8 protein-coding genes and 1 pseudogene are annotated in these 12333 nt (G+C 43.5%); 4 read left to right on the top strand and 5 right to left on the bottom strand.

The features are described 5' to 3' along the window. Nucleotides 1–207 precede the first annotated feature (207 nt). Nucleotides 208–1368, bottom strand: coding sequence for an integrase domain-containing protein (locus H8K38_RS18100; RefSeq protein ID WP_186886249.1), 1161 nt, complete (start codon nucleotides 1366–1368; stop codon nucleotides 208–210). Nucleotides 1369–2584: 1216 nt separating this feature from the next. Here H8K38_RS18100 and H8K38_RS18095 point away from each other — a divergent pair. Further along, entirely contained in the window at nucleotides 2585–3601 is a 1017-nt protein-coding gene (locus tag H8K38_RS18095; RefSeq protein ID WP_186886248.1) for a PRTRC system protein D, read from the top strand. Further along, a complete protein-coding gene (locus H8K38_RS18090; protein ID WP_186886247.1) occupies nucleotides 3594–3932 on the top strand; it encodes a hypothetical protein in 339 nt (112 codons plus the stop codon). Before H8K38_RS18095 ends, H8K38_RS18090 begins: the two co-directional genes overlap by 8 nt. A 93-nt stretch (nucleotides 3933–4025) precedes the next feature. On the opposite strand, the gene H8K38_RS18085 is transcribed toward H8K38_RS18090, so the two are convergent. Then, on the bottom strand, nucleotides 4026–4274 hold the full coding sequence (locus tag H8K38_RS18085) for a hypothetical protein (RefSeq protein ID WP_186886246.1): 249 nt from the start codon (nucleotides 4272–4274) through the stop codon (nucleotides 4026–4028). A 491-nt stretch (nucleotides 4275–4765) separates the two neighbouring features. Then, entirely contained in the window at nucleotides 4766–5851 is a 1086-nt protein-coding gene (locus H8K38_RS18080) for a transposase (protein WP_255423077.1), read from the bottom strand. A 165-nt stretch (nucleotides 5852–6016) separates the two neighbouring features. On the opposite strand from H8K38_RS18080, the pseudogene H8K38_RS18075 reads away from it, so the two are divergent. After that, nucleotides 6017–6763 (top strand): annotated as a pseudogene (locus H8K38_RS18075) (IS3 family transposase); the annotation flags it as partial. A gap of 729 nt (nucleotides 6764–7492) precedes the next feature. Here H8K38_RS18075 and H8K38_RS18070 read toward each other — a convergent pair. Continuing rightward, nucleotides 7493–8497 carry a ParB/RepB/Spo0J family partition protein gene (locus H8K38_RS18070; RefSeq protein ID WP_186886245.1) on the bottom strand — a complete coding sequence of 335 codons (1005 nt, stop codon included), beginning with the start codon at nucleotides 8495–8497 and terminating at the stop codon, nucleotides 7493–7495. Next, on the bottom strand, nucleotides 8494–9573 hold the full coding sequence (locus tag H8K38_RS18065; RefSeq protein ID WP_186886244.1) for a ParA family protein: 1080 nt from the start codon (nucleotides 9571–9573) through the stop codon (nucleotides 8494–8496). The genes H8K38_RS18070 and H8K38_RS18065 overlap by 4 nt, the downstream gene beginning before the upstream one ends. Before the next feature lie 996 nt (nucleotides 9574–10569). Here H8K38_RS18065 and H8K38_RS18060 point away from each other — a divergent pair. After that, complete coding sequence (locus H8K38_RS18060) at nucleotides 10570–11937, top strand: replication initiation protein (RefSeq protein ID WP_186886243.1); 1368 nt, start codon at nucleotides 10570–10572, stop codon at nucleotides 11935–11937. The last annotated feature ends 396 nt before the right edge of the window (nucleotides 11938–12333 follow it).

Below are 12333 nucleotides of genomic sequence, written 5' to 3'. Positions count from 1 at the left end.
GCCCGATTAGCCTGTGAAGTGAGTGGTGCAACAATGCCGCCAGCAGCAGGAACCCACCGAAGCGAGTCCGGCGTTTACGCCTAACCGCAGTAGGAATCCCTGTCGTTTACGGCAGGGAGGATGTCAAGCAGTAATACAAATACCATGAAGACGAACAGAAGCATGAGGCTCCAGAACAGGGATAGTGTCCACAGAAACCGTTTGGGATTACGCATGATCATGATGGTCTATGTCTTTCAGTCGTTGGTAAAGATAGGATCGGGAGCAATTGAGTTGCTTTGCTGCTTCCATTTTATTGCCGCCATTTTTTTGCAAGCTGTCGAGAATCTGCCTATTTGTTAGGTCTTTTGACGTTTTGGCTTTCATCGCCGCATGACTTCCAATATAAGCGTTGGCTTTCGATGCCCGCGAATGACCGGCATGCTCGGTAATAACCTGACGCGCGTGCGCCAGAATGTCTGGTGCTGGCTGCTCCCCACCGCGTACCGGGCTGTCGCTACCCGTTAATTGTTTGTACAGGTTCTGCATGTATTGGTGGCGTAGTCCATGGGCGGTCACACCGAGATTTTTTTTAGTGAAGCCATGCTTTTTGAGCAAGTAGTAATACTTGTTCTTCCATTCCTGGAATGTGTATTCTTCGGGGATCGTTGTCTTGGATTTTCGGTTGATGTAATTTTTCGCCAATTCGATCACGTCCAGGTCAGCTTCGTCTTGCACGTCGATGCGGCGCGGACGACCGCCTTTTGTGCCATCAGCAATCATGAGGTAGAGTTGGCCAGACCGGCGCATGAGAACGTCGAAGGGTCTGAGCAGCATGCTTTCTTCTGTGCGCAGGCCGAATGTGATCTGCAATGCCAGTTGTATCGCGACGTGTGGATTGTCTGCGGCAATTTGAGCGATCATCTGTTGTGCATCGATGTTGCGCGACTCCCAGCTTTTATCCGTCATCGTGGTACCGGACCGCTTCGGTAATTGTCGGATCTGTTCATATTCGCTAACGTCTTTAACAATGTTTGCCTTTCCAAGCCAGCTTGCCAGTGCAGCAAGATACGTTAGTTTGTTTTCGATCGTCCCACGTCCTTGATTTTTGGCAATCCATGCGTCTATTAAAAATTGAATGTGTTTTTCTTTGAGACTCGACAGGGTTGTAAATCGATGCAATCCATTTTTCTGTAGCGTCTCCAACGAGGCCAGCAAGCATAACGAGCGCATGCGCTGTGTCTTAATACCAAGCGGTGAGGTGGATACGCGTGTTTTGCTGTGTGGCTTACTCAGATTGGATTTAAACAGCTTTCGTAGTTCCTCTTTCAGCAACGGGTGAAGGTTGCATCCAGCGATGTCTTTCTCGAAGTCATAGATGATGGCCATGCGTTTTCCTTTGCTTTACCAAATAATGTTGCATTGACTTTTATGCAACCTTGTTGAAACATGTTCTTTTGCAAATAACGTTTTGCAGGACGGCGCTATGCGACCTCGGATCTTTAGCGATAAAGATTGGCAGTCTGGATTTGGGAGGCAACATTTCCAGCTGAGCTTTCGCTCATCACGCACTTTGCTTTGCAACACAGATACTTCAACAACGAAAGCAGTTCGGCCAGGCTTTGCTTCGTTCTTCTATGAGAACGTCGTCATCCTGTACATCTTGCTGCTTGTTGTTTTTGATCTGCGTGCAGTTATTTTGCAAGCCGTGAGTCCACGCGTTTTCGGTACGCGCTACCAAGATGGCATTCAAGTCCGGAGTTAAGGCTTACCGCCCCTACCGACTTGCCGGATCGTTCTCATTGAAGTTCGTCAGCGCACGCGATTGCGGCCAACCTCCCCTCGATGTCACTGCTGTGAGTGATTCGATATCCAGTTATCTATTCGTAATGTGTAGTTGACTTCGGTGTATTCCAATCCTGAGAATTACTCAAAATAATTGAAAACACACCGGAGAGCCAATATTTATCACTGTTTTGGTTCCCTCATTCTTTGCACTTCTAAGTTCTTGTTTTTTTTAAAAAATCCGCTGCCAATTTTGGAGCGGAAAACAAGACGAAAAGCAAAACAACGAGAGACTGAAAATGCGGCATAAGCCGTTGACGATGCTAGTTTCCCAGCGAAAATCTGAAATTCTGTGCTGCATTGACGATAATAATGATCTGCAATTCGTTTGTCATGCGTTATCAGCACTATATTTTAGTGCCTTTCGACAAATCATCTGCTATCGAAACTTTGAATCGTCATACATCACAAACGGTCAAAATTTAAAAAAGCAGTATCCATGACCAACCCATGAAGTAACCATGACTTGCGGTTTATTTATCGACTCCAATCGATTGCATCCATGACCTGTCCATGAGGTAACCATGAAGTAACCATGACTTGCATTTTTACCATCGACTCCAATCGATTGCATCCATGACCTGTCCATGAGGTAACCATGAAGTAACCATGGTTAGCGATAAATGATGCAATAAATAGCGTCCGATACCAAAAATTTAAGGCAAATCTAACTGGTTTAATGGTGTTATCAGGTGGCTGAGAAATTCAATGTCAATTGATTATTTCAGACACTTAATTTTGTCAATCAAGTGGAGGTGTTATGAGCGAAGGTAATGTGGCAGTGGATGTAGGATTCGGACAAACTAAGTGGGCGGTGAAACTTGACGGTGTGATTATTACGGGCGGATTTCCATCGTTGGCACCGATATCAAGTGGTGTGACTGTCTCTACCAACGAATCAATGGGTGGCAAGCGCAATACAGTCAAAGTGGTCGTCGGAAATACATCATTTGAAATCGGCCCGGACTCACATCTCGCCAAAAGCGAAGCCAGTACTGGTCGTTCTTTGTCAGAGGAATTTCCAACAACAAACAACTACAAGGCACTGTTACTAGGGGCCTTGCATTATTCGGGTGCGACGCATGTGCCATATCTCGCGTTGGGTCTTCCTGTACACACCATGCCGCTTTATGCTGATGTTTTGAAAAAGACGTTTGTTGGTCGTCACGATATTAATGGCCGCACAATTCAAGTAGATAATGTCATTGTGATTCCGCAACCTGTCGGTACTTTGGCCATGTATTCAACACTCAATCGTGCGGCAGTCAACAATGGTCAAACCCGGCTCATCGTTGACATCGGCTATGTGACGACAGACTGGGTTGTCGCCAAAGGTTACAACATGATCGATGGACGAAGCGGTGGAAGAATGGGCGGCGTATCCAATGTCCTCAAACACATTGCTGAACAAATTTCCAATACCTATGGTGGTGGAAAGTACGACAATATCGAAGACATTAATGATAGCTTTGTGAACAAGAAGGCACTGGAGTATTACAAATACACCATCTCGGTCGATGAGTTACATTCATTCCTGGCAAAATCCTCGCCGATCATTTCCGATGTAGTGAAAGAAATCAAAACGCGCATTGGTGGTTCGCAGGATATTCATACGATCTTGTTGACGGGTGGCGGAGCAGCATTTTATGAAAAAGTTATTGAAGAAACATTTCCACTGAATCGTATTGAAATACTGCCAGATCCATCATTCACTAATACAATTGGATTTTTAATGGTGGCGGATCGGATACTGTCACGCGGAGTCAGCAATGGCTAACGTCTTATTTCAGACGATTATTAATGATGCGGAATATCCCCTGCTCTACGAGTTCATGCATTCAAAAATGAACAAAATCTATCGTGCTCATTTTATTAAACGTGCCGTAGAGGAATACTTGAACAAGCACGGTTCAGAGGTGATTCAAGGAGGGGAATTAGGCAGTTCTACTAAACCTCAAGAAATCATTGTTCCGAAAACGACTGAGAAAGTCATCGCACTGCCTGAAAAGGTTCCCACCAATAAGCAATCGGCTTGCCCTACTGTCGCGGTAGATAATATCGAACACGGCTTGGGTGACGATTTCTTTTCGTCAGCAGGAATCAAATAAATCGTCGAAGTTCCTCCCCCACTCTCCAAATCTCAAGACAAAAAAAAGCCCTCCGAAATAATATCCGGAGGGCTTTTTACTTGTGTTTCTGTTTTAAATGTTGTCTTTCAACATGCTTTCTATGAGTCGATAAGGATCATCCGTTTGTTGCTGGATGACGTTGGTCAACAAAGTATCGCGGATATTGCCAGGACGGTTGGTGGCATCCATCCACACATCTGCCCAGTCAGTACCTTCGGTTTTGGGTAAGCGAATTTCTACTTTGAATCCCATTTCCAAAAGTCGCTTGCTGAGTTGCTGCGCGTAATATTCGCCAGCGCGACGACCTTTTCTGTCCGGCATGTCATGATCTGCGTAGATAATGACTTAGTCTCGACCCCGAGACTTGTCTCGGATTCCGAGACTAATGTTTCCTGTAAAAGCTCACCTTTCATCGTATTAGTCACCAAAAAAAGCAAATCGATAAATGAAAAGCTCCCCGTAAATGCTCACCTTTCAGATTATGGCAGTTAATTATTGTAAATTTAATATTTTAAAGACTTGATTATAGTTCTTTTAATAACTATTTTATCTTGAAAGGTGAAATATTTTCAAAATTTATCTCACCTTAGTATTTTTAAACCTAATAGGTGAGATAAAACAGGGATATCATTCTTATGATATTAATATTTAGACAATTAAAATAACTTAAGAAAACTGCTTTTTTCAAAATTAAAGGTGAGATTAAACAGGTATCTCAAACAAAAAGTTAAGTGACACTGTTCCGCCGGCAAGGTATCAGCAAAGTTTAACTACTTTGACGTCCTCCCCGCCCTCAGTCTAAAGACTGCCACTTACGCGGAAACGACGGGGATTCCTGCAGCCAGCGTCTCACGTCCGCGACGGAGAATGTTCTGAGCGGCATTGCGGTCCCGATTATGTGTCGTGCCGCACTGCGGACAAGTCCATTCTCTTATTCCAAGATCTTTCAGTCCTTTCGGACCGCTGCGTGCTCCGCACGCAGAACAGTCTTGGGTGGAATGCGCTTCATTGACTTCTACAAACCATCCACCTGCGTCATCGCATTTGTACTGGAGCATGGTTCTGAATTGCGCCCCCCCCGCATCGAGCACGAATTTTGCCATCCGTGTCTGTGCCAGGGCAGACGCATTCACGTTGCCAACGAAGATTGGACCATACCGGCGAACCAGTGCAGTGCTTAATTGATGATGAAAGTCTTTCCGCCGATTCGCGATCTTGGCGTGAAGGGCCTTCACACGCTGTTTCTTGTTCGCGCGTTGTGCCACCGCCAGAGCTGGTTCCAGATCACGGTAGAACTGCCGCACCTCCACATTATCCAACACCGGATCAGAGAAGGCAGCAAAGTCTTTCAGACCGAGGTCAATACCTAGCGCTGCACGCCCCTCCGTCAGAGCTGCTTTGGGCACCTTGACCGTGATATTGATATACCAGCGCCCGCGTGCGTCTTCAGCGATAGCGCCTGCGCCTAACTTATACTGGGACAATGGCTGATCGATGCCGGACATCCAGAACTGGCCATTGCGATACGACAGCGCCGAGGCTTTAAATGGTATCCAGCCTAATGAGCGTTTAGCGCCGCGAGAAACCCGCCAGCGCAGTTTGACTTTTTTGAATTGTTTGCGGCGGGTAGCGTATTCTTCAGAGATCGCTTGTATCGTCTGAGAATGCAATGGTATGCCTTCTTTACCAGCGCCTTTGGTGAAAGGGGCAAAGTCGTAACCAGAGAGGAAACGCTTCTCGCGACGCCAGACTTGCTGTTGAAGGTCATTGCAGTAATTCCAGATCTGATTGACCCACACGGCCCGATCCCGCAGCATGGTGGCATGTTTATCCTTCAAGCGCAGACGTAAGACGCGCGTGTTGAAGGTGGCGGGTGAGGTGGCAGCGCTGGGTATCATTTATTTTACTGTATATGTGCTCAGTATATCGTTGAACGATCAAAAAGCAAGGAGGCTGACGCCTCCCGCGCTGATATCCCCGCCCTGAAGGACAGGGTTTTACACGCTAGACGGATAAAGGGAATGCCAAATTCCACGACATAAGAAGCAAAGCAGCTCTCACGCAGCCTGACCTACACACGGCAAACAACAACGGACGACGACATCGTTGCGGTTTTGCAGGAAATAGCAGAGCGGTTTACGGAACGGGGATTTGGCAAGTACTTTCAGTTAATAAGACGACGCGGCCATGTTTGGAATCATAAGCGGGTCTATTGCGTGTATTGCGGACTCAAGATGAACCGGCGACGCATTGGTAAAAAGAGACTTCCAACCAGAGACCCGCAACCATTGGTCGTACCGGGAGAAATCAACAAGAGCTGGTCGATGGATTTTATGAGTGATGCTTTATGGTGTGGCAGGGGCTTTCGTCCCTTCAATGTCGTCGATGATTTTAATCGGGAAGTACTGGCCATTGAGGTGGATCTGAATTTGCCGGCGTCCCGTGTTTTACGGGTGCTGGAACGTATCGTTGCCTGGCGTGGCTTTCCGGCGCAAATCAGAATGGATAACGGGCCAGAATTCATCTCGGCGACCTTGGCTGACTGGGCACAAAAGCACGACGTCCACTTGGAGTTTATTGAACCAGGCAAACCAATGCAAAACGGCTTCATCGAGCGCTTCAACCGCAGCTACCGCCAGGGGGTGTTGGATATGTATGTGTTTAAGAACTTGCAGGAGGTCAAAGAACGCACGGAATTGTGGGTGAACGATGACAACGAGCAATGCCTACACGATTCACTTAACGGGATGACACCTGTTGAATATCGATCATTTCACCAACCTCAAAACTCTAGTAATACGTGGCACTGATTGGGGGAAGTTCACAAATACTTAAAGAAGTACCAGCCAAGGCCGGCGAATTAGATAGCAGTGATAGAACGTTCTCGGACAGGTCAAAGTGATGTTCACAACGATCAATAATTGAAGGAAAGTTTTTCGCCATCAAATCAGCAGTGATCTGACTCGATGGAATAGTGCGATCTTAGTTGGCAACATGAATGAATCAACAATGGCTAAAACCAGCATAGCAAAGTTCGTAGTGTTTCAAGTTAGTCGAAATTCAGAACCATTTTGTCATACGATCCGATGGGTCAGAAGCATGGCTTGCAGAGATTATGGAAGCACATTTTCCTAAGGACTATCTACTTGCATTACGCGCAGCAACTAGAAAATGGAGACAAACAATTGAAATAAGAGAATGAACTTGTCTAGAATGGGTCGTGGTGCATAATCGCAAATACAACCAAGAACATTCTCCTTCAAGGTTATGTAAATCAGCAATATGAATTCCCCATACTTTCTAGCGGTGAGGACATAATGGTTTTTGGATAATAGTAGGAACCGAAAATATCGCAATAAAAAAACCTAACTGTCTTTTACAGGCTTAATCATTAACTTTTACAATCAGATTATCTATCGGTCGAAAACACTGTCTAATTTGATTCGTTTGTAAATCTCCAAATTCATTTGAAATGTAATATTGAATTATAAGCAGCTTATAAAATATTTCAAAAAAGCAATTTATAAGCTGCTTATAATTTATTCCTCTTCTCCGGTTGATAATGCAAAATCTCGAAGAGCAGCTAATGTTTTCTTAGAGGCTATTTCTAGATCAACATTTTCCTTGATATCAATGATTATTTGCTTTTCAGTTATTTTTACCGAAAACAAAGAAACGCCATTTGTATCGACAATCAATGTAGGTTTCCTCGGAAGTTCGCGAGTTCTTTTAACCAATTGTCTCTCAACAAAGGCTCGGAGATCATCACCATTAAGATCGTGGTTATCAATTAATTTCTCGATACCTAAAATGATAGTTTCCAATCCATCAGGAAATTCTTTGATTAAGTCAGCGATAACTCGACCATAGCGATATCCAAATAAACTCGGATATTTATCTAAAATCGACTTTATGGGATCAGGTAGATTTAGTAGTCCCAAGCACTGTGCCACACGAGCCTGCGTGCAACCGAACAATCTTGCGACCTCTGCCTGCGTTTTAGCGAAGCCACGATTCATCGCCTGTTTATAGGTTTTTGCTTTTTCATAGTCAGTTAGATCGATGCGTCCCTCATTGCTAACCAAGGTAGCAAGCTCAGCACTTCGATCATCTAAAGAATTCACTTGAGCACTGATCGTACTCCAGCCTATCATCCTGGCTGCCCGAACTCTACGATGTCCAGAAATCAGTTCATATCTGCCAGTAGGCATTAATCTGACGTTAATAGGATCATCCTGACCGCGATCAACTAACATTTCGCCTAATGCTTGGATATAGCTTTCATCATATTTAGTACGTGGTTGCCAAGGGGAATCATCGATTAAATGGACAGGGATTTTTTGAATTGTCTTTTCTTCAGACGCGATTGATTGTGAGGTAGTGGGTTGTTCGTTTGACTGAAGCAACTCTTCAAGTGACTTCGAAGGGCCAGTTGGAGGTTTTGTCATTACCATATTTGGCATGGATAGTGGTTTGTTAATGTTACTTAACTTTGCCGCAAGCGAAGCTTGAAATTCTGCCTCAGTTTGATGTTTATTACTCATAGAATTCCCATTTTTTCAATTAATGCTTGTGCAACTGACCTTAACTCTAACGCCGACTGTGCACTGGGCTTAGCCAAGGCAAGTGGTAATTCATAATCATCAGAAGACAAGACTTTTTTAAATTCTTCACTAGAACCAATTGTTTTGTTCAACCAGGCATTTTTATATTGATTTGTTAAAGCCAATACTTGCGCTGCCACTCGAACCCTTGTCGCATCAAAAAAGTTTCCTAAAATAATGAGCTCAGGATATTTTCCTAAGCTACTTTCCATCTCGCTGAGGACTTTAGATAAGTAAGACACTGACTTGGTACTATATTTTTCCATCGACACGGGGGCTAATACAAAATCACTTGCCAGCAAAGCTCCCCTTGTAGTTTGATTTTTTGCAGGAGGTGCATCAAAAATAATAATGTCGTATTGCGAAAGATCGAGATTTACATTTTGCCCAGACCGACCTTCATGTAAGAACTTTGCTATTGCCAATTCCGGCTGCTTACTCATAATGGCGTCTAAAGTAAACAAGGCTTCCAGCCTATCAAGTGATACTTCTGCTGGAATTAGATGAGGTCCAAATTCTCCATAAGGCTTTTTCAACACTGAGTCCAGGGAAGGAGTCGTGCTTTGTTGCCACTGAGGAAGAAGATTTCCGAAGTGAAAATCCACACACGTTTCGACTGGCTTGTTAACTTCAATTGCCTCTTCATGAGTCATTTCAGCATCATACCCAAATGACATCGATAAGTTAGCTTGGAAGTCGAGGTCAATAACTAAGGTCTTTAAACCAAGTAACGGAAAAATAGAACTAAGATTTGACGCAATTGTTGTCTTGCCAACGCCGCCTTTTGGCGCATACACGGTCATAATGACCTTTTTTTTCGGCTTAATGAGTGTTTTCTTTGCTCGAAAGGCTGCTAATTCATAAATATTTTGGATCGTGAACAAACGCGTTTTTGGTCCATCACCAGCTTGCCTTGCCACCTGAATTCCTGCTTCTTCGGAATCCCTTCTCACTGCATCCACGGTGATTCCAAGTAAATTAGCTACAGCTTGTACCTTAAAGGGTTTGCTAGACAAGATTAATCTCCAGAATTAAATTTTTTTCATAATATTATATGTACAAACTGTTTGCAAGGATTTTTTCTATTTGTAAGGTTAAATCCTTGCATTTAATCTATGGAATAATTAATAGGTAGATTTTTGATTAGTATTCACATAGGAGTAATTTTGACTTTGATTAACCCCTAATGAATTTGCAAAGGTGAGTATCAACAGGGATTAAATTTGAAAGGTGAGCTTTTACGGGGTTCTTTTCGAGATTTACTGTTTGAGAAGTATGCTAGTCGCTATCCAAATCATTTTTTGTTGATAATCATGGTGTTACCTCATTAGTTGCGAGAATAATTGTGTATTTCAGGACATAAATACCTGTATGAAAACAAAAGGGTGAGCTTCTACGGGGAGGAAAAACTTGCTGTTTCAATGTAGAGAATTGATAGTTAAAATTTATTTGAATCTTCGAAAGCTACTTTTATTCCTTGAAAACCAGTAAATCTCATAGGTAAAGAGATTTCAAATCTCTTTACCTAGGTTTTTGTAAAAAAACTTAAGATTGTTTTTAGAAGTTAGGTTCTTTCTTTGGCGGTTATTTTTTCTAAAAATACACACAGGATCAAATTTATTATCTTGAGGGTTTTATTAATAAAAAACCCTATTAAAACCTTAAAACCAAATTAAGTAACACTAGACCTACTATTCATGCGGGTCTCAGCCCGATTCGGTGAGTGAATACAGGTACTATGGTGAGTGCATACAGGTTCTTTCGTGAGTGTGTACAGGTACTAACGTCGATACAGGTGAGTATTTACAGGGACTTAGTGTGAGTGCATACAGGAACATTGGTGAGCTTCCACAGGTATCTTTTTGAGGTGATTCTAATTTGTAGTTGAAACTCACTTAAATAAGGTGAGGTTGTGGTCAATACGATTAAAAGGTGAGAGAATCAGAAAACAAATTTTTCACCTTTTGCAAGGTGATTTCCTATTTTCACCTAAAAAGGGTAGGTAGTGGCTAATGGTAACTAGAAGATCAAAAAAGGAAATCGTTGCTTTTGATACTATGCAATTAGAAGCTACCGAGACTACCGAATCAAAGGAATTTCGAAAGACCAATGAAGCAATTGGTCTAAGAGTAACGGAAGGCAAACTGACACTACTCACTCGGAAAGTGTTTAATGTCATGATGTATCACGCTCAGGCAATGAAGGTACCTGGTATCAATGCACCGATTGATACACCATCGGCAAAGAAGTATTACTGGATTCCTCTCTCTGAACTCGCGAAAGATGCCTCTTACGATAGTAAAGATACCGAATTTCTAAAACTGCAATTAGAAGAGTTACAGAATATAAAACTCTTGATGGAAAATGAGACGCAATGGACAAGCGAGCGCCTCGTATCTTCGGTAACACTGGTGAATCCGACAGGTTTTAAAAAGCATGGCGGCCAGGTCTGGTTTGGTTTCGCATTTCCCCCAGAAGTGCATGAACTTGTCATGGCGCCGGGGACTTACACTCGCTTAAATATTATCTATCAAGGGTTATTGCGATCGGGAACGGCTTTAGCTTTATATGAGATATGCCGACGCTATGCAACGAATCCGTCAAAGAGAACGCATATCGAAACCTACGAACATTGGTACGGTGCATTAACGGGAAATGCGGTTTCGAAAGATGCCCCCCCACCATATAAGTATTTTAAGCGTGATGTTATTAAACCTGCTGTTGCTCAGATAAATGCGCTCACAGATATTAATGTCGAGCTAATTGAACATAAAAATGGTCGAAAAATCGATCGTCTTCAATTCAAAGTTGATCATGCTCAGCAGCCACAGTTAGCATTCCCAGCTCCGCCAGTAATCGACCTAGAGTTAATAAACCGGATCATGAAATTAGGATTTAGCCAGCAGGAGGCAACGGACTTTGTCGCACAGTATGCCGATGAAAATATTCAAGCAGCTATCTCTTTTGTTGAAAATCGTCAGAAACAAAAAAATAGTCCTCCATTAGACTCTCCAGCCGCCTATTTCCGTTGGACCCTGAAGAAAGGATTGAACGCAGCAAATGAGCAGCTACAGAATAACGCTGCAAAATTACCAAAACCAAAAGCCAAAGATGGGCAGTCGCTAATGGATCGTTTCCTGGCAGCACGCTCGCAAGAGGCATTGGACGTGTACCATGAGGTTGATGAGGCCGGTAAAAAGATTTTATTTGAACGGTTCAAAGAAGCGAACCAAAGTAGTGCTTTGAATCTAAACAAAGGTATTGAAAGCCCGACTGTCAAAGCAATGTTTTCTTCTTGGTATGCTGATGAGTTATGGGGCGAGCCAACTGCTGAAGCGCTTGCACGGTTCCTGGAGCAAATGGAAGTTATCAAGAAATAAAAGATGTCAGTGCTGACGCTGTCTGACTGACCGAGTGGAAAACACGGGTTACTGGGCCGCAAATAATATTGCCCATTGTGCCAATAACGAATCACTTTACCAACGGGGAACGAGAGTGATGCATGATTCCATGGGTGAACCAAGCTGAATTGCCAACACCCGTCTAATCAACCAGGTATTGCAATCTAATGAGGTTTCTTGTGCTTGTCCAGCCAGCTTGTCGGTGTGGAGTGGGCAGTTCTAGCTTGTATATAAGGGCTATATCACCTGGTAATCCCCCCATTTTTAATGCGGCCGATAAGTAGAGGCTAAGCGGCAAGTGCTAGCTTTTGTTTCGGGGTAATGCCGCCGATCCCAGTATTGGGACGATCATGATTGTAAGTCCATAACCATTTG

The organism is Undibacterium sp. FT79W (assembly GCF_014284215.1).
GTDB classification, from domain to species: domain Bacteria; phylum Pseudomonadota; class Gammaproteobacteria; order Burkholderiales; family Burkholderiaceae_D; genus Undibacterium; species Undibacterium aquatile.
Note: the sequence above shows the minus strand (reverse complement) of the source record. Positions and strands in the feature narration are given on the sequence as shown.

Bases quoted from the DNA above. Each gene is read 5' to 3' on its own strand.
- H8K38_RS18070 (WP_186886245.1), bottom strand. From the start codon at position 8,497: ATGAGTAATAAACATCAAACTGAGGCAGAATTTCAAGCTTCGCTTGCG.
- H8K38_RS18085 (WP_186886246.1), bottom strand. From the start codon at position 4,274: ATGCCGGACAGAAAAGGTCGTCGCGCTGGCGAATATTACGCGCAGCAA.
- H8K38_RS18060 (WP_186886243.1), top strand. From the start codon at position 10,570: ATGGTAACTAGAAGATCAAAAAAGGAAATCGTTGCTTTTGATACTATG.
- H8K38_RS18100 (WP_186886249.1), bottom strand. From the start codon at position 1,368: ATGGCCATCATCTATGACTTCGAGAAAGACATCGCTGGATGCAACCTT.
- H8K38_RS18080 (WP_255423077.1), bottom strand. From the start codon at position 5,851: ATGATACCCAGCGCTGCCACCTCACCCGCCACCTTCAACACGCGCGTC.
- H8K38_RS18090 (WP_186886247.1), top strand. From the start codon at position 3,594: ATGGCTAACGTCTTATTTCAGACGATTATTAATGATGCGGAATATCCC.
- H8K38_RS18095 (WP_186886248.1), top strand. From the start codon at position 2,585: ATGAGCGAAGGTAATGTGGCAGTGGATGTAGGATTCGGACAAACTAAG.